15 protein-coding genes are annotated in these 17,564 nt (G+C 71.5%); all 15 read left to right on the top strand.

What is annotated here, in order from left to right; all coding sequences use genetic code 11:
* Positions 1-10: 10 nt before the first annotated feature.
* The 15 genes from E7Z53_RS11335 to fusA all read left to right on the top strand — a co-directional run bounded on the left by E7Z53_RS11335 (position 11) and on the right by fusA (position 17,417).
* The gene (locus E7Z53_RS11335) at positions 11-3,895 is read left to right on the top strand and encodes a DNA-directed RNA polymerase subunit beta' (protein ID WP_176337775.1); all 3,885 of its coding nucleotides are present in this window, start codon (positions 11-13) and stop codon (positions 3,893-3,895) included.
* A gap of 149 nt (positions 3,896-4,044) precedes the next feature.
* Positions 4,045-4,809, top strand: coding sequence for an IclR family transcriptional regulator (locus tag E7Z53_RS11330; RefSeq protein WP_017833280.1), 765 nt, complete (start codon positions 4,045-4,047; stop codon positions 4,807-4,809).
* Positions 4,810-4,944: 135 nt separating this feature from the next.
* On the top strand, positions 4,945-6,144 hold the full coding sequence (locus E7Z53_RS11325) for a 4-hydroxybenzoate 3-monooxygenase (protein WP_017833281.1): 1,200 nt from the start codon (positions 4,945-4,947) through the stop codon (positions 6,142-6,144).
* A gap of 158 nt (positions 6,145-6,302) precedes the next feature.
* Positions 6,303-7,124, top strand: a complete 822-nt coding sequence (pcaH, locus tag E7Z53_RS11320; RefSeq protein ID WP_017833282.1) for a protocatechuate 3,4-dioxygenase subunit beta — start codon at positions 6,303-6,305, stop codon at positions 7,122-7,124.
* Positions 7,117-7,701, top strand: coding sequence for a protocatechuate 3,4-dioxygenase subunit alpha (gene pcaG / locus E7Z53_RS11315; protein ID WP_017833283.1), 585 nt, complete (start codon positions 7,117-7,119; stop codon positions 7,699-7,701). The genes pcaH and pcaG overlap by 8 nt, the downstream gene beginning before the upstream one ends.
* Before the next feature lie 91 nt (positions 7,702-7,792).
* Entirely contained in the window at positions 7,793-9,238 is a 1,446-nt protein-coding gene (locus tag E7Z53_RS11310; protein ID WP_109222010.1) for a lyase family protein, read from the top strand.
* On the top strand, positions 9,235-10,068 hold the full coding sequence (locus tag E7Z53_RS11305) for an alpha/beta fold hydrolase (protein WP_176337774.1): 834 nt from the start codon (positions 9,235-9,237) through the stop codon (positions 10,066-10,068). The genes E7Z53_RS11310 and E7Z53_RS11305 overlap by 4 nt, the downstream gene beginning before the upstream one ends.
* On the top strand, positions 10,065-10,499 hold the full coding sequence (pcaC, locus tag E7Z53_RS11300) for a 4-carboxymuconolactone decarboxylase (protein ID WP_176337773.1): 435 nt from the start codon (positions 10,065-10,067) through the stop codon (positions 10,497-10,499). The genes E7Z53_RS11305 and pcaC overlap by 4 nt, the downstream gene beginning before the upstream one ends.
* A gap of 71 nt (positions 10,500-10,570) precedes the next feature.
* Complete coding sequence (locus E7Z53_RS11295; protein WP_017833287.1) at positions 10,571-11,764, top strand: thiolase family protein; 1,194 nt, start codon at positions 10,571-10,573, stop codon at positions 11,762-11,764.
* Positions 11,765-11,814: 50 nt separating this feature from the next.
* Entirely contained in the window at positions 11,815-12,507 is a 693-nt protein-coding gene (locus E7Z53_RS11290) for a 3-oxoacid CoA-transferase subunit A (RefSeq protein WP_035924883.1), read from the top strand.
* A gap of 1 nt (position 12,508) precedes the next feature.
* Positions 12,509-13,186: a 3-oxoacid CoA-transferase subunit B gene (locus E7Z53_RS11285; protein WP_095650585.1), complete on the top strand. Its 678-nt coding sequence runs from the start codon at positions 12,509-12,511 to the stop codon at positions 13,184-13,186.
* 76 nt (positions 13,187-13,262) lie between these two features.
* Positions 13,263-14,075, top strand: a complete 813-nt coding sequence (locus tag E7Z53_RS11280) for an IclR family transcriptional regulator (RefSeq protein WP_035924877.1) — start codon at positions 13,263-13,265, stop codon at positions 14,073-14,075.
* Between the two features lie 313 nt (positions 14,076-14,388).
* A complete protein-coding gene (gene rpsL / locus E7Z53_RS11275; RefSeq protein WP_017833291.1) occupies positions 14,389-14,763 on the top strand; it encodes a 30S ribosomal protein S12 in 375 nt (124 codons plus the stop codon).
* Positions 14,763-15,233: a 30S ribosomal protein S7 gene (gene rpsG / locus E7Z53_RS11270; protein WP_017833292.1), complete on the top strand. Its 471-nt coding sequence runs from the start codon at positions 14,763-14,765 to the stop codon at positions 15,231-15,233. The genes rpsL and rpsG overlap by 1 nt, the downstream gene beginning before the upstream one ends.
* A gap of 69 nt (positions 15,234-15,302) precedes the next feature.
* Positions 15,303-17,417: an elongation factor G gene (fusA, locus tag E7Z53_RS11265; protein WP_031282946.1), complete on the top strand. Its 2,115-nt coding sequence runs from the start codon at positions 15,303-15,305 to the stop codon at positions 17,415-17,417.
* The last annotated feature ends 147 nt before the right edge of the window (positions 17,418-17,564 follow it).

Raw genomic sequence — 17,564 nt, 5'->3', positions numbered from 1 at the left:
AAGGACCCTCATGTCCAACGAATCTTCACTAGGCCTCATGCGGATCGGTCTTGCGACCGCGGAGGACATCCGGACCTGGTCCTACGGCGAGGTCAAGAAGCCGGAGACCATCAACTACCGCACGCTCAAGCCCGAGAAGGACGGCCTGTTCTGCGAGAAGATCTTCGGTCCCACCCGGGACTGGGAGTGCTACTGCGGCAAGTACAAGCGCGTGCGCTACAAGGGCATCATCTGCGAGCGCTGCGGCGTGGAGGTCACCCGCGCCAAGGTGCGCCGTGAGCGCATGGGCCACATCGAGCTCGCCGCTCCCGTGACCCACATCTGGTACTTCAAGGGCGTGCCCTCGCGGCTCGGCTACCTGCTGGACCTCGCCCCGAAGGACCTGGAGAAGGTCATCTACTTCGCGGCGTACATGATCACGTCGGTGGACGAGGACGCCCGCCACGACGACCTGCCGAACCTGCAGGCCGCCGTGGACCGGGAGAAGGCGCAGATGGAGTCCACCCGCGACTCCGACATCGCCGCGATCGCCCGCGACCTCGAGACCGAGCTCGGCCGGGTCGAGGAGGAGGGCGGCAAGGCCGCGGAGAAGCGCAAGCTCCGCGACTCCGCCGACCGCCAGATGGCCAACGTGCGCAAGCGCGCCAACCTGGAGATCGACCGCCTCGAGCAGGTCTGGGACCGCTTCAAGAACCTCAAGGTCAACGACCTCGAGGGAGACGAGGCGCTCTACCGCGTCATGGTGGACCGCTACGGCATGTACTTCGAGGGCTCGATGGGCGCCGAGGCGATCAAGAAGCGCCTCGAGACCTTCGATCTCGAGACGGAGGCCGAGTCCCTGCGGGAGACCATCGCCACCGGCAAGGGCCAGCGCAAGACCCGCGCCCTGAAGCGGCTCAAGGTCGTCAACGCGTTCCTGACCACGGACAACTCGCCGCTGGGCATGGTCCTGGACGCCGTCCCGGTGATCCCGCCGGAGCTGCGCCCGATGGTCCAGCTCGACGGCGGCCGCTTCGCCACGTCGGACCTCAACGACCTCTACCGGCGCGTGATCAACCGCAACAACCGGCTCAAGCGCCTGCTGGACCTGGGCGCCCCGGAGATCATCGTCAACAACGAGAAGCGGATGCTGCAGGAGGCCGTGGACTCGCTGTTCGACAACGGCCGCCGCGGCCGCCCGGTCACCGGGCCGGGCAACCGTGCGCTGAAGTCGCTGTCCGACATGCTCAAGGGCAAGCAGGGCCGGTTCCGGCAGAACCTGCTCGGCAAGCGCGTCGACTACTCCGGCCGCTCGGTCATCGTGGTCGGCCCGCAGTTGAAGCTGCACCAGTGCGGTCTGCCGAAGCAGATGGCGCTGGAGCTGTTCAAGCCGTTCGTGATGAAGCGGCTGGTGGACCTCAACCACGCGCAGAACATCAAGTCGGCCAAGCGCATGGTCGAGCGCTACCGCCCCCAGGTGTGGGACGTGCTCGAGGAGGTCATCACCGAGCACCCCGTGCTGCTCAACCGTGCCCCCACCCTGCACCGTCTGGGCATCCAGGCGTTCGAGCCGCAGCTCGTCGAGGGCAAGGCCATCCAGCTCCACCCGCTCGTGTGCGGCGCGTTCAACGCCGACTTCGACGGCGACCAGATGGCCGTGCACCTGCCCCTGTCCCCGGAGGCCCAGGCCGAGGCGCGCATCCTGATGCTGTCCTCGAACAACATCCTGAAGCCCTCGGACGGCAAGCCGATCGCCCTGCCCTCGCAGGACATGATCATCGGGCTGTACCACCTCACCACCGTCCGCGAGGGCGAGGAGGGGGAGGGCCGCTCGTTCTCCTCCGTGGCCGAGGCGATCATGGCCCACGACGCCGGCCGGCTGCACCTCAACGCGCTGTGCCGGATCGAGCTGGACGACTTCGTGCCGTTCGAGGGCTGGGAGGCCCCCGAGGGCTGGGAGCCGGGTCAGCCGGTGCTGGTGCAGACCACGCTGGGCCGCGTGCTGTTCAACGAGACGCTGCCCGAGGACTACCCCTGGGACGAGGCCGTCGCGGACAAGAAGCACCTGTCCGCGCTGGTCAACGATCTCGCGGAGCGGTACCCGATGGTCACCGTGGCGCACACGCTGGACGAGCTCAAGGACGCCGGGTTCCACTGGGCGGCCCGCTCGGGCGTGACCGTGGCGATCTCGGACATCGCGACCCCGCCGGAGAAGCCCGCCATCATGGAGGGCTACGAGGCGCAGGCCGCGAAGATCCAGGGCCAGTACGACCGCGGTCTGATCGACGACGACGAGCGCCGCTCGGAGCTCATCGACATCTGGACCAAGGCCACGGACGAGGTCGCCCAGGCCATGCAGGCGAACCTGTCGCCGCTGAACACCATCAACCGCATGGTGTCCTCCGGCGCCCGAGGCAACTGGATGCAGGTCCGCCAGATCGCCGGCATCCGCGGGCTCGTGTCCAACCCCAAGGGCGAGATCATGCCCCGCCCGATCAAGTCCTCGTACCGCGAGGGCCTGTCGGTGCTGGAGTACTTCATCGCGACCCACGGTGCCCGCAAGGGCCTGGCCGACACCGCGCTGCGCACGGCGAACTCGGGCTACCTGACCCGTCGTCTCGTCGACGTCTCCCAGGACGTCATCGTGCGGGAGGCGGACTGCATGACGGAGCGCGGCCTGAACCTGCCGCTCGCCGACGTGCAGGAGAGCGGGTCCCGCGTGCTGCACGAGGACATCGAGAACACGGTGCACGGCCGGGTGCTCGCGGTGGACGTCGTGGACGCCAACGGCGAGATCCTGGCCGAGGCCGGCACGGACCTCTCCGACGGGCTCATCAGCGCCCTCTTCGCGGGCGGGGCCGACACGGTGCGCGTGCGCTCCGTGCTGACCTGCGAGTCCGCGGTGGGCGTCTGCGCGGCCTGCTACGGCCGCTCGCTGGCGTCCAACCAGCTGGTGGACATCGGCGAGGCCGTCGGCATCATCGCCGCGCAGTCCATCGGCGAGCCGGGCACGCAGCTCACGATGCGCACCTTCCACACCGGTGGTGTGGCGTCCTCGGACGGCGACATCACCCAGGGTCTGCCCCGTATCCAGGAGCTCTTCGAGGCCCGCACGCCCAAGGGCGTCGCGCCGATCTCGGAGGTCGCCGGGCGGGTCAGCATCGAGGACACCGAGAAGGCCCTGAAGCTCGTCGTGACCCCGGACAACGGGGACGAGGCGATCGGGTACCCGGTGCTGCGCCGCGCCAAGCTGCTCGTGACCGAGGGCGACCACGTCGAGGTCGGCCAGCAGCTGGTCTCGGGCGCCGTCGACCCCAAGGAGGTGCTGCGCATCCGCGGTCCGCGGCAGGCGCAGAAGCACCTCGTGGACGAGGTGCAGCGCGTGTACCGCTCCCAGGGCGTGGGCATCCACGACAAGCACGTCGAGGTCATCGTGCGGCAGATGCTGCGCCGCGTGACGATCATCGAGTCGGGCGAGACGGACCTGCTGCCGGGCGAGCTCGTCGAGAACGTGCGCTTCCTGGAGGCCAACCGCAAGGCCGTGGCCGAGAGCAGCCGGCCGGCCGCCGGCCGCCCGGAGCTGATGGGCATCACCAAGGCCTCGCTGGCCACCGACTCGTGGCTGTCGGCCGCGTCCTTCCAGGAGACCACCCGCGTGCTCACGCAGGCGGCCATGGAGGGCAAGTCCGACCCGCTGGTGGGCCTCAAGGAGAACGTGATCATCGGCAAGCTGATCCCGGCCGGCACCGGGCTCGCGCGGTACAACAACATCGACGTGGAGCCGACGGACGAGGCGAAGGCCTCGCTGTTCACGGAGCCGGGCTCGTTCTCGGACTTCAGCTACGCGGAGGAGAACTCCTCGCCCGCCGAGTTCCAGGCGATCCCGCTGGAGGACTACGACTTCGGCTCCAACTGAGGTCGGCGTCCCGCGCAGGACGTGATCACCCTCGTGGTCACCACGGCAGCCCCGTTCCGGAAGTAGCGTCTTCCGGGGCGGGGCTGCCCCCGTCCCGCGGCCGGTCACGGGGCCGGGCCGCGGACCAGGAAGGAGCCCCAGGAGTCACCATGGCGAACTCACCCACCGGGGAGTCCGTGCTCGAGCGGGCGGACCGGATCCTCGCGGCGTTCACGGCGGAGGACTCGCGGCTGACCGGGGGCCGGATCGCGGCCCTCACCGGGCTGCCCACCGCCACCGCGCACCGGCTCGCCCGGGACATGGCCCGCCAGGGCTGGCTCGAGCGGGTGGAGGGCGGGCACTACGTGGTCGGCACCCGGCTGTGGGAGCTGGTCAACCGCTCCTCGCGCGAGCTCGGCCTGGCGCGCGCCGCCCGCCCCTTCATGGGCGACATCCACGCGGTGCTGCGCCAGCACGTGCAGCTCGGCATCGTGGAGGGCCGCGAGGTGCTGCTCGTGGAGCGGCTCTCCCACCCCCGGGCGGTGCCCGTCCGGTCGGAGGTGGCCGGCCGGCTGCCCCTGCACCTGTCGGCCACGGGCCTCGTGCTGCTGGCGCACGCCCCCCAGGACTACCAGGAGGAGTACCTGCAGGGGCCCCTCACCGCGTTCACCGAGCTCTCGCCGACCGAGCCCGCGGTGCTGGCCGCGGAGCTCGAGCGGATCCGCGGCGCGGGCCACGCCCTGCAGACCGGCTATCTCGAGGCCGGCACGGCGGGGATCGCCGTCCCCGTGCGGGGGCGCGGCGACCAGGTGGTGGCGGGCCTGGGCGTCATCACCCCGGCGGGCGACCCGGCCGCGCGGGCCGGGGCGATCGTCCAGGCGCTGCACACCGCGGCGCACGGCATCCGCCGGACCCTGCGGGACGCCCCCCGCTGAGACGGGCCGCGGCACCGGCTCCCGGGCACACCGCGCCCGTCGCCTCCAGCATCCCGTTCAACGGGACGACTGTGGTGCCGCCCACAGGCCGCTGAGACACTGGACACGATTCCCGTCGTATCACCAGGAGCACTCATGAGCGCACAGCGCACCGTTCTCAGCACGCAGGTCGGCATCGTGGGCGGCGGCCCCGCCGGGCTGATGCTGGCCCACCTGCTCGGCCGCGCCGGCATCGACAGCATCGTGGTCGAGAAGCGCGACAAGGACACCATCCACGCCACCCACCGGGCGGGCATCCTCGAGGCGCCCACGGTGCGGATGCTGACCGACTCCGGCGTCGACGGGCGGGTGCTCACGGAGGGCCACGAGCACGAGGGCACCGTGCTGCGCTTCGAGGGGGAGAGCCACCGGATCGACTTCAAGGAGCTCGTCGGCGAGTCCGTGTGGCTCTACCCGCAGAACGAGGTGTTCCTGGACCTGGCCGACGCCCGGGAGCGCGACGGCGGCGACGTCCGCTGGTCCGTCACGGAAACCGAGGTGGTCGACCTGACCACCGACCGGCCGGGCATCCGCTTCACCGACGCCGCGGGCGAGGACTTCGAGGTCCGCTGCGAGATCCTCGTGGGCGCCGACGGCTCGCAGAGCATCTGCCGCCGCGCCATCCCGGAGCAGGAGCGCACCGACAACTTCATCGAGTACCCCTTCGCCTGGTTCGGCATCCTCGCCGAGGCCCCGCCGAGCGCCCCGGAGCTCATCTACTCGAACTCCGAGCACGGCTTCGCCCTCATCTCCCAGCGCAGCGGGACCGTCCAGCGGATGTACTTCCAGTGCGACCCGGAGGAGGACGTCGACGACTGGGGCGACGAGCGGATCTGGGCCGAGCTCCAGCGCCGGGTCGAGGGCCCCGACGGGCTCCGGCTCCAGGAGGGCCCCATCTTCGACAAGACCGTGCTGAAGTTCCGCTCCTACGTCTGCGAGCCCCTGCGCCACGGCAACCTGTTCCTCGTCGGCGACGCCGGCCACACCGTCCCCCCGACCGGCGCCAAGGGCCTGAACCTCGCGTTCTGCGACGTCCGCGTGCTCGCCCCGGCGATCGTCGAGTTCTTCCGCACGGGCGACGGCACCGGGCTGGCCGGGTACTCGGCCACGGCGCTGGAGCGGGTGTGGAAGGCGCAGAACTTCTCCTACTGGGCCACCCACCTCATGCACACCCAGCCGGGGGAGAACCCCTTCAACCAGAAGCGCCGGCGCGGCGAGTTCAAGGCGATCACCGGCTCCGAGCGCGGCGCCGCCTACTTCGCGGAGTCCTACACCGGCTGGCCCGACGACCGCTGACCCCCGGCCCCGCCGGACCTCCCCACTGTGACCCCACAATAAGTTCGCACAGTGAACACATGTGCGAATGCTGCACCGAATGCGCTAGCCTCGGAGAGTTCGCCGCGGGCACCACGCCCGCCGGTGCGGCAGCCACCTCGCAACAAAGGAGCTGAACCATGACCGACCAGGACCAGGGGCCGGAGGAGTCCTTCGTGCACCTCACCCCGAAGGGCCCCGACGACGCGGCGGACACGCAGGCCGACCTCGACCGCGAGATGGCCGGCATCAGCGCCGACTACAGCGCGTCCGGCCGCACCGAGACGCAGCCGCGGCTGGACTACGCGCCCTACCGCAGCTCGATCCTGCGGCACCCCACCAAGGACCTGCACCACGCGGACCCGGAGACCATCGAGCTGCACGCGCCCGCCTTCGGCGAGCGGGACGTGCACCGGCTCGAGTCGGACCTGACCATCCAGTCGGGCGGGGAGCCCATCGGCGAGCGGATCAAGATCCGCGGCCGGGTCCTCGACGGCGACGGCCGGCCCGTGCGCCGCCAGCTCGTGGAGATCTGGCAGGCCAACGCGGCCGGGCGGTACATCCACAAGCGGGACCAGCACCCGGCTCCCATCGACCCGAACTTCACCGGCGTGGGGCGCTGCCTGACCGGCGACGACGGATCCTACGAGTTCGTCACCATCAAGCCCGGGCCGTACCCCTGGAAGAACCACCACAACGCCTGGCGGCCCGCGCACGTGCACTTCTCCCTGTTCGGCACGGACTTCACCCAGCGGATGATCACCCAGATGTACTTCCCCTCGGACCCGCTGTTCGCGCTGGACCCGATCTTCCAGTCGATCGTGGACCCCGAGGCCCGCCGCCGGCTCGTGGCCGACTACGACCACGAGGCGTCCGAGCACGAGTGGCTGCTCGGCTACACCTGGGACATCGTGCTCAGCGGCTCGAACCGCACCTGGACGGAAGGCGACTCCAATGTCTGAGACCCCCGCGACCCCCGCACTCCCGGCCACCCCCGGCCAGACCATCGGGCCGTTCTTCGGCTACGCGCTGCCCTACGACAAGGGCGAGCTGCTCGTCCCGCTCGGGCACCCGCAGGCGGTGCGCCTGCACGGCACGGTGACCGACGGCCACGGCGACCTCGTGCCGGACGCCATGCTCGAGATCTGGCAGGCCGACGGCAACGGCGACGTCCCCACCGCGACCGGCTCGCTCGTGCGCGACGGCTACACCTTCACCGGCTTCGGCCGCGCGTCCGTCGACAACGAGGGCCACTACACCTTCACCACCGTTGACCCGGGGCCGACCGAGCCCGGCAAGGCGCCGTTCATCACGCTGACCGTCTTCGCCCGGGGCGTGACGAACCGGCTGTTCACCCGCATCTACCTGCCGGAGGACACCGAGGCCCTCGCGAACGACCCGCTGCTGCGCTCCCTGCCCGAGGACCGCCGCCGCACCCTGGTCGCCGAGCGGGAGGCCGACGGCTCCCTGCGCTTCGACCTCCGGCTCCAGGGCGAGGGCGAGACCGTCTTCCTCACCTACCCGAACCTCCAGGCGTGACCGTTCCGTGCGCGGGCCCCGGCCGCCCCGGGGCCCCCGCACGGCACCACCCCGCCACGGACGACCCGACGACCACCGAAGGAGGACGCGCATGACCGACGCCGGGCTGCTCCGCCCCGGAGCCCACCGGGGTGACGCGCACACGGACGACACCGCGGTGCTCCAGGCGCTGCTCGACGTCGAGGCCGCCTGGGTCGCCGCGCAGGCGGACGCCGGGCTCGCCCCGCGCGCCGCCGCGGCGTCCGCGCGTGCGGCCGCCCGCGCCGCCGACTACGACGCCGGGGACATCGCCCGGCGCGCCGAGGGCGGCGGCAACCCCGTCATCCCGCTCCTCGCCGACTACCGGCGCCGGCTGGGGGAGCTCGATCCCGGCGCCGTGCGCTTCGTGCACCGCGGCCTGACCAGCCAGGACGTCATGGACACCGCCATGATGCTGCTGGCCCGGCGCGCCGCCGTCCCCCTCGCCGAGCAGCTGTCCGACACGGCAGACGCCCTGGCCCGGCTGGCGGACGCCCACCGCGGCACCGTCCAGGCCGCCCGCACCCTGACCCAGCACGCGCTGCCCACCACCTTCGGGCTCAAGGCCGCCGGCTGGCTGGCCGGGCTGCAGGACCTCGAGGCGGACCTCGCCGGGCTCGCCCGGCTCCCGGTGTCCTGCGGCGGCGCCGCCGGCACCCTCGCCGGCAGCCTCGCGCTCTTCCCGGGCGCCCCCGACGCCGCCGAGCAGGCCCTCGAGCTCGCCCGCCGCTGGGCCGACGAGCTCGGCCTGAGCCTGCCGCCGCACGTGTGGCACGCCACCAGGCGGCCGGTGCTGCGCACCGGCGAGACCTTCGCGGCGGTCTGCGCGGCCCTCGGCCGGATCGCCAACGACGTCCTGCTGCTGTCCCGCCCCGAGCTCGGCGAGCTGCGGGAACCGGCCGTCGAAGGGCGCGGCGTGTCCTCGGCGATGCCGCAGAAGCAGAACCCGGTGCTGTCCGTGCTGCTCAAGCGCACCGCCCTGACGGCGCCGCAGCTCGTGGCCCAGCTCCACGTCGCCGCCGCCCAGTTCGTCGACGAGCGCCCCGACGGCGCCTGGCACACGGAGTGGCCGGCACTGCGGGAGCTCGCCCGGCTCGCCGTCGCGGCGTCGTCGCACGCGGCCGAGCTCACGGCCGGGCTCACCGTGCAGAGCGCCCGGATGCGGGCCAACCTGGACGCGTCGGGTCCCGCCGTGCTCGCCGAGCGGATCAGCGCGGAGCTCGCGCCCCTGCTGCCGCCCGCCGCCGACGGCGCCACGGGGCGGCAGCGGGTGCAGGAGGTCGTGCGCGAGCACGCGACCGACGGACCGGGCATGCTCGACGCCCTCGTGGGCCTCGCCGCCGGCACCGCCCTGGCCGACGGCACCCCCGTGGACCGGGACGTCGTGGCCGGGCTGCTCGACCCCGCCGGGTACCTCGGGGCCAACGACCTGCTGATCGACCGCGTGCTCGCGCAGCACCGCCGGTCCGCGAACGACCGTCCGTCCAGCACCCGGACCAGCCCAGGAGCATCCGCATGACCGTCCCCGTCCTCACCCTCGTCGAGTTCTCGACCCGCCGGGCCCCGTCGCCGCGGGCGCCCCTGCTGGTGCTGGGCCCGGGGCTCGGCACCTCCGCCGCCTCGCTGTGGTCCGCCGCGGCGCACCTGCTGGAGGCCGACCTGCGCGTGGTCGGCTGGGACCTCCCCGGCCACGGCGGCTCTGCGCCCGCCGACGAGCCGTTCGGCACCGCCGAGCTGGCCCGGGGCGTGCTCGACGCCGTGGACCGGTACCAGGAGGCCGCCGGCCTCGAAACCGGAGGTCCGTTCTACTACGCGGGCACCTCCCTCGGCGGCTGCGTCGGCCTCCAGCTGCTGCTCGACGCGCCGCACCGGCCGGCGGCGGCCGTGCTGGTGGGCACCGCCGCCCGGGTGGGGGAGCCCGCCGCGTGGTCCGAGCGCGCCCGGCTCGTGGCCGCCGCCGGCACCCCCACCCAGATCGTCGGCTCCGCGCAGCGGTGGTTCGCCCCGGGCTTCATCGAGCGGGACGCGGTCACGACCACCGGGCTGCTGCACGCCCTCCAGGACGCGGACCGGTTCTCCTACGCCCGGGCCTGCGAGGCCCTCGCGGGCTTCGACGCGACCGGGCGCCTCGGCGCCGTCGACGTCCCCGTGCTCGCCGTGGTCGGCGCGCAGGACGCCGCCACGCCGCCCGGCGCCGTGGCGGAGCTGGCCGGGGCGACCGGCGGCCGCCTCGTGGTCGTCGAGGGCGCGGGCCACCTCGTGCCCGCCGAGGCCCCGCAGGACGTGGCGCGCCTGCTGGACGAGCACATCGGCGCCCACCCACCCCACCACGAAGGAGCACGAGCATGAGCGGCAACCCCCGGCGCACCGAGCAGGAGGCCCACGCGGACGGCATGGCCGTGCGCCGCGAGGTGCTCTCCGACGCCCACGTGGACCGCGCCGAGGCCGGCAAGGACGCCTTCACCGCCGAGTTCCAGGACTTCATCTCCCGCTACGCGTGGGGCGAGATCTGGACCCGGCCGGGACTGGACCGGCGGATGCGCAGCGCCGTGACCCTGACCGCGCTGATCGCCGCCGGGCACTGGGAGGAGTTCGAGATGCACGTGCGCGCCGCCCTGCGCAACGGCCTGGAGCGGGACGAGATCAAGGAGATCCTGCTCCAGTCGGCGATCTACCTCTCCGTGCCCTCCGCCAACAACGCCTTCAAGCACGCCAAGCAGGTCCTCGACGCCCTCGACGCCCTCGACGCCGAGGACCCCGCGGCGCCCCCGGCCCCTTGACCTGCCGGCCCTCCGACCACCCCATTCCGGCACCCCGTGACCGACGTGCAACGACGCAAGTGAGGAACACCATGACCGAGGCCTACATCTACGACGCCGTGCGGACCCCCTTCGGCCGCTTCGGCGGCGCCCTGGCGGGCGTGCGCCCCGACGACCTGGCCGCCCTGGTGATCGGCGAGCAGGTCCGGCGCGCGTCCGCGCTGGACCCCGCCGCGATCGACGAGGTGATCCTCGGCAACGCCAACGGCGCCGGCGAGGAGAACCGCAACGTCGCCCGCATGGGCACGCTGCTGGCCGGCCTGCCCGTCGAGCTCCCCGGCACCACCGTCAACCGCCTGTGCGGGTCGTCCCTGGACGCCGCGATCATCGCGTCCCGGCAGATCAACGCGGGCGAGGCCGACCTGATGCTCGTCGGCGGCGTCGAGTCCATGAGCCGTGCCCCCTGGGTGCTCCCGAAGACGGAGAAGCCCTACCCGGCCGGCGACCTGACCCTCGCCTCCACCACGCTGGGCTGGCGCCTCGTGAACCCGGCGATGAACCCGGAGTGGACCGTGTCCCTGGGCGAGGCCACCGAGCAGCTCGCCGAGCGCCACGGCATCACCCGCGAGCGGATGGACGAGTTCGCGTTCCGCTCCCACCAGCTCACCCAGCAGGCGTGGGACGAGGGCTTCTACGACGACCTCACCGTCCCGGTCCCCGGCACCGAGCTGACCCGGGACGAGTCCGTCCGTGCGTCCTCGACGGTCGAGAAGCTGGGCGGGCTCAAGACCGTCTTCCGCCCCGCGGACCAGGGCGGCACCGTCACCGCCGGCAACGCCTCGCCCCTCAACGACGGCGCCTCCGCGGCGCTGCTGGGCTCCGAGAAGGCAGCCGAGCTGACCGGTCTGCAGCCCCTCGCCCGCATCGCCGGGCGGGCCGCCGCGGCCAACGAGCCGCAGTTCTTCGGCTTCGCCCCGGTCGAGGCCGCGAACCTGGCGCTGCGCCGCGCCGGGATCACGTGGGAGGACGTCGCCGCCGTCGAGCTCAACGAGGCCTTCGCGGCCCAGTCCCTCGCCTGCGTCGACGCGTGGGGGATCGACCCCGCGATCGTCAACCGGCACGGCGGCGCCATCGCCATCGGCCACCCCCTCGGGGCGTCGGGCACCCGCATCCTCGGCACGCTCGCGAAGTCCCTGCAGGCCTCCGGGGCCCGCTGGGGCGTGGCGGCCATCTGCATCGGCGTGGGCCAGGGCCTCGCCGTCGTGCTCGAGAACCAGAACGCCTGAGACCCGCGCGGGACCCGGGCGGAGAAGACCACCGAAGGAAGGCACAACGCATGCTGAACATCGCAGAGAGCTGCGCGCAGGCCGTGGCCCCGATCCACGACGGCGCCGTCGTCATGATCGGCGGCTTCGGCGTGGCCGGCCAGCCCGTCGAGCTGATCGACGCGCTCATCGAGCACGGGGCCACCGACCTGACGGTCGTGAACAACAACGCCGGCAACGGCGACGTGGGCCTGGCCCGGCTGATCCAGCTCGGCCGCGTGCGGAGGATCATCTGCTCCTTCCCGCGCCAGTCCGACTCCTGGCACTTCGACGAGAAGTACCGCGCCGGGCAGATCGAGCTCGAGGTCGTCCCCCAGGGCAACCTCGCCGAGCGGATCCGCGCCGCCGGCGCCGGCATCGGGGGGTTCTTCACCCCCACCGGCTACGGCACCCTGCTCGCGGAGGGCAAGGAGGTCCGTGAGATCGACGGCCGCCACTACGTGCTCGAGCACCCCATCAAGGCCGACTTCTCGCTGACCAAGGCGCACGTCGCCGACCGGGCCGGCAACCTCGTCTACCGCAAGACGGCCCGCAACTTCGGCCCGATCATGGCCGCCGCCGCCGCCACCTCCATCGTGCAGGTCGCGGAGGTCGTGGAGCGCGGCGGGCTGGACCCCGAGGCCGTCGTGACCCCCGGCATCTACGTGGACACCGTCGTGCGGATCGACGCACCCGCCCAGACCGACCCCCGAGAGGACATCTGAGATGAGCGAGAACACCGTGGACACCGTGCCCAGGACCTCCGAGACGCCCCTCGCCCCGGAGGAGCTGGCCCGCGTGGTGGCCCGCGACATCCCCGCCGGCTCCTACGTCAACCTCGGCATCGGCCAGCCCACCCTGGTCTCCAACTACCTGAGCGCCGAGGACGACGTCACCCTGCACACCGAGAACGGGATGCTCGGCATGGGCCCCGAGGCCCACGGCGATGAGGTCGACGCCGACCTCATCAACGCCGGCAAGATCCCCGTGGTCGAGACGCCGGGCTGCTCCTACTTCCACCACGCGGACTCCTTCGCCATGATGCGCGGCGGGCACCTGGACTACTGCGTGCTCGGCGCCTTCCAGGTGGACCGGACGGGCAACCTCGCCAACTGGCACACCGGCAGCCCGGACGCGATCCCCGCCGTGGGCGGGGCCATGGACCTGGCCACGGGTGCGAAGATGACCTTCGTGATGATGTCCCTGCTGACCAAGAAGGGCCGGTCCAAGCTCGTGGAGCAGTGCACCATGCCGCTCACCGGCGTCGGCTGCGTCTCCCGGATCTACACCGACCAGGCCGTGTTCCTCCTCGAGGAGGACGGCGTGACGGTGCGCGAGACCTTCGGCACGAGCTTCGAGGAGCTCCAGCAGATCGTCGACGTCCCGCTGCGGCCCGCCCGCTGAGCCCAGCACCGCTCACGGGGCGCGGCGGGCCGGCACCGGCCGCCGCACCCCGGACGAGGCCCGCAGGAGGCCACCGATGACCGAGCAGGACCCGACCGTCCCGGCGGGGGAGCGGGGCACCCCCGGACAGTTCGTGCAGTCCCTGGCGCGCGGGCTCGGCGTGATCACGGCCTTCGACGCCCGGCACCCCCGGATGACCCTCAGCGACGTGGCCCGGCGCACCGGGCTGACCCGCGCCACCGCGCGCCGGTTCCTGCTCACGCTCGAGGAGCTGGGCTACGTCCGGACCGACGGGCGGCTCTTCGAGCTCACCCCCGTGGTCCTCCAGCTCGGCTACTCCTACCTCTCCTCGCAGCCGCTGCCCGCCCTGGCCGCCCCGCACCTCGAGACCCTCTCGGCGCAGGTCGAGGAGTCCACGTCCGCCTCGGTGCTGGACGGCGCCGACATCGTCTACGTCGCCCGCGTCTCCACGCACCGGATCATGACCGTGGCGATCGCCGTGGGCACCCGGTTCCCCGCCCACGCCACGTCCATGGGCCGGGTGCTGCTGGCCGGGCTGGACCCGGAGGAGCTCGACGAGTACTTCCGCACGGCGCGGATCGAGCGCCTGACCGAGCACACCCTCACCGACCGCGCGGCCCTCGAGGCCGACCTGCGCCGGGTCCGCGCCCAGGGCTGGGCGCTCGTCGACCAGGAGCTCGAGGTCGGGCTGCGCTCGGTCGCCGCCCCCGTCACCGACGGCACCGGGCGCGTGGTCGCGGCCGTGAACGTCTCCATGCGCGTGGGGATGCCCGGCGCCAGCGCCGGTGACCCCGTGGACGACGTCGTGCCGCCCCTGCTCGAGTGCGCCCGGAGGATCTCCGCCGACCTCGCCGCGACCGGGCGCTGAGCGGGCCGGCCCGGCCCCGCTTCCCCGCCCCGGCCGGGGTCTGATAGGCTGTCGAGGAATTGAACGGTCATCCCTCGGCGCCCGCGCCCCTGGAGGCCGAAGAAATCATGGCAGAACGGACTCGGTCCTCCGGTACGCGTTGTGTACCGAAATGCCATCCTTTTCGTCTGCCCAGCTACCTTCGGCGCGGCGACCGTGGTGCCCGCCCGCCGGGCCCACGACAGGCGCCGCACCCGCTCCCGGCCCCGGCCGGTCGCGGGGGAGCCGAACACCCAGCGGGCCGCTGACGCGTCCCGTCCGATCAGGAGACACTGTGCCTACAATCCAGCAGCTGGTCCGCAAGGGCCGGACCCCGAAGGTCGTCAAGACCAAGGCGCCCGCACTCAAGGGCAGCCCCATGAAGCGCGGCGTGTGCACCCGCGTCTACACCACCACCCCCAAGAAGCCGAACTCCGCGCTGCGCAAGGTCGCCCGCGTGAAGCTCAACGGCGGCGTGGAGGTCACGGCCTACATCCCCGGTGAGGGCCACAACCTGCAGGAGCACTCCATCGTGCTCGTCCGCGGCGGTCGCGTGAAGGACCTCCCCGGTGTCCGCTACAAGATCGTCCGCGGCGCGCTCGACACCCAGGGTGTCAAGGGCCGCCAGCAGGCCCGTTCCCGTTACGGCGCCAAGAAGGAGAAGAAGTAATGCCTCGTAAGGGTCCCGCTCCCAAGCGCCCGCTCGTCGTCGACCCGGTCTACAGCTCCCCGGTCGTCACGCAGCTGATCAACAAGGTCCTCCAGGACGGCAAGAAGTCCACCGCCGAGCGCATCGTCTACGGTGCCCTCGAGGGTGTCCGCGCCAAGTCCGGTGCCGACCCCGTCGCCACCCTCAAGAAGGCCCTGGAGAACGTCAAGCCGGCCCTCGAGGTGAAGTCCCGCCGCGTCGGCGGCGCCACCTACCAGGTGCCCGTCGAGGTCAAGCCGGGCCGCGCCCAGGCGCTGTCCCTGCGCTGGCTCGTCGGCTACTCGAAGATCCGCCGTGAGAACACCATGACCGAGCGTCTGCAGAACGAGATCCTGGACGCGTCCAACGGTCTCGGTGCCGCCGTGAAGCGCCGGGAGGACACCCACAAGATGGCGGAGTCCAACAAGGCCTTCGCCCACTACCGCTGGTAGAATCTTCCAGGCCTGTCGGCCCCACCCGGGCCGACAGGCCGCCGGCACCATCTCCGAAAGGGAACCACCGTGGCACTTGACGTGCTTACCGACCTCAAGAAGGTCCGCAACATCGGCATCATGGCGCACATCGATGCCGGGAAGACCACCACCACCGAACGCATCCTGTTCTACACCGGTATCTCCCACAAGATCGGCGAGACCCACGATGGTGCCTCCACCATGGACTGGATGGCGCAGGAGCAGGAGCGCGGCATCACGATCACGTCCGCCGCGACGACCTGCTACTGGCACGACAACCAGATCAACATCATCGACACCCCGGGCCACGTGGACTTCACGGTCGAGGTCGAGCGCTCCCTGCGCGTGCTCGACGGCGCCGTGGCGGTCTTCGACGGCAAGGAGGGCGTCGAGCCCCAGTCGGAGACGGTCTGGCGCCAGGCCGACAAGTACGACGTCCCCCGCATCTGCTTCGTCAACAAGATGGACAAGCTGGGCGCCGACTTCTACTTCACCGTCGACACCATCATCAACCGCCTCGGCGCGAAGCCGCTGGTCATGCAGCTGCCGATCGGCTCCGAGTCCGAGTTCACCGGCGTGGTCGACCTGCTCACCATGAAGGCCTTCGTCTGGCCGGGCGACTCCAAGGGCGACGTCTCCCTCGGCGCCAAGTACGAGATCGAGGAGATCCCCGCCGACCTGCAGGAGCGGGCCGAGGAGTACCGCAACCAGCTGGTGGAGTCCGTCGCCGAGGCCGACGACGAGCTCATGGAGAAGTACCTGGGCGGCGAGGAGCTCACCCTCGAGGAGCTCAAGGCCGGCATCCGGAAGCTCACCATCACCTCGCAGGCGTACCCCGTGCTGTGCGGCTCCGCGTTCAAGAACCGCGGCGTGCAGCCGATGCTCGACGCCGTCATCGACTTCCTGCCGTCCCCGCTGGACGTCCCGAACGTCGAGGGCCACGCGCTGAACAACGAGGAGGAGATCCTCTCCCGCCCGGTCGACTCGACCGCGCCGTTCTCCGCGCTCGCCTTCAAGGTGGCCAACCACCCGTTCTACGGGCAGCTCACCTACATCCGCGTGTACTCCGGCAAGGCGTCCAACGGCGACCAGGTGCTCAACTCCACCAAGGGCAAGAAGGAGCGCATCGGCAAGCTGTTCCAGATGCACTCCAACAAGGAGAACCCGGTCGACACCGTCCAGGCCGGGCACATCTACGCCGCGATCGGGCTCAAGGACACCACCACGGGCGACACCCTGTGCGACCTGCAGAAGCCGATCGTGCTCGAGTCCATGTCCTTCCCGGCCCCGGTCATCTCGGTGGCCATCGAGCCGAAGACCAAGGGCGACCAGGAGAAGCTCTCCATCGCGATCCAGAAGCTCTCCGCCGAGGACCCCACGTTCACCGTGTCCCTCAACGAGGAGACCGGCCAGACCGAGATCGGCGGCATGGGCGAGCTCCACCTGGACATCCTGGTGGACCGCATGAAGCGCGAGTTCAAGGTCGAGGCGAACGTCGGCAAGCCGCAGGTGGCCTACCGCGAGACGATCAAGAAGGCCGTCGAGAAGATCGACTACACGCACAAGAAGCAGACCGGCGGCTCCGGCCAGTTCGCCAAGGTGCAGATGGCGTTCGAGCCGATCCCGCTGGACGCCGAGGAGCTCTACGAGTTCGACAACAAGGTCACCGGCGGCCGCGTCCCGCGCGAGTACATCCCTTCCGTGGACGCCGGCATCCAGGACGCCATGCGTCTCGGCGTCCTCGCCGGGTACCCGGTCGTGGGCGTCAAGGCCACCCTGCTCGACGGCGCCTACCACGACGTCGACTCCTCCGAGATGGCGTTCAAGATCGCCGGCTCGATGGTGTTCAAGGAGGGTGCCCGCAAGGCGCAGCCCGTCCTCCTCGAGCCGCTCATGGCGGTCGAGGTGCGCACCCCCGAGGAGTACATGGGCGAGGTCATCGGCGACCTGAACTCCCGCCGCGGTCAGATCCAGTCGATGGAGGACGTGAGCGGCATCAAGCTGGTCAACGCCCTCGTCCCGCTGTCCGAGATGTTCGGCTACATCGGCGACCTCCGGTCCAAGACCCAGGGCCGCGCCGTGTACTCGATGCGGTTCGACAGCTACTCGGAGGTCCCCAAGGCCGTCGCCGAGGAGATCGTCCAGAAGAACCGCGGCGAGTAGGCACCACCCCTCGGCCCCGGCCGGGAATTTCATCAATCACGCACAGCCAAAGTAGACTTGCAGAGGTTTCAGTACTGCTGAGCGCCTCAAGCTCCCCCCGGAAACACGCGGTGGGGTAGTGCTGAGCAAGTTTCGACAAATGTTCTA

The organism is Kocuria salina (assembly GCF_013368965.1).
In the GTDB taxonomy this organism is placed as follows: Bacteria; Actinomycetota; Actinomycetes; order Actinomycetales; family Micrococcaceae; genus Kocuria; species Kocuria rosea.
This window is presented reverse-complemented; position numbering and strand designations above follow the sequence as displayed.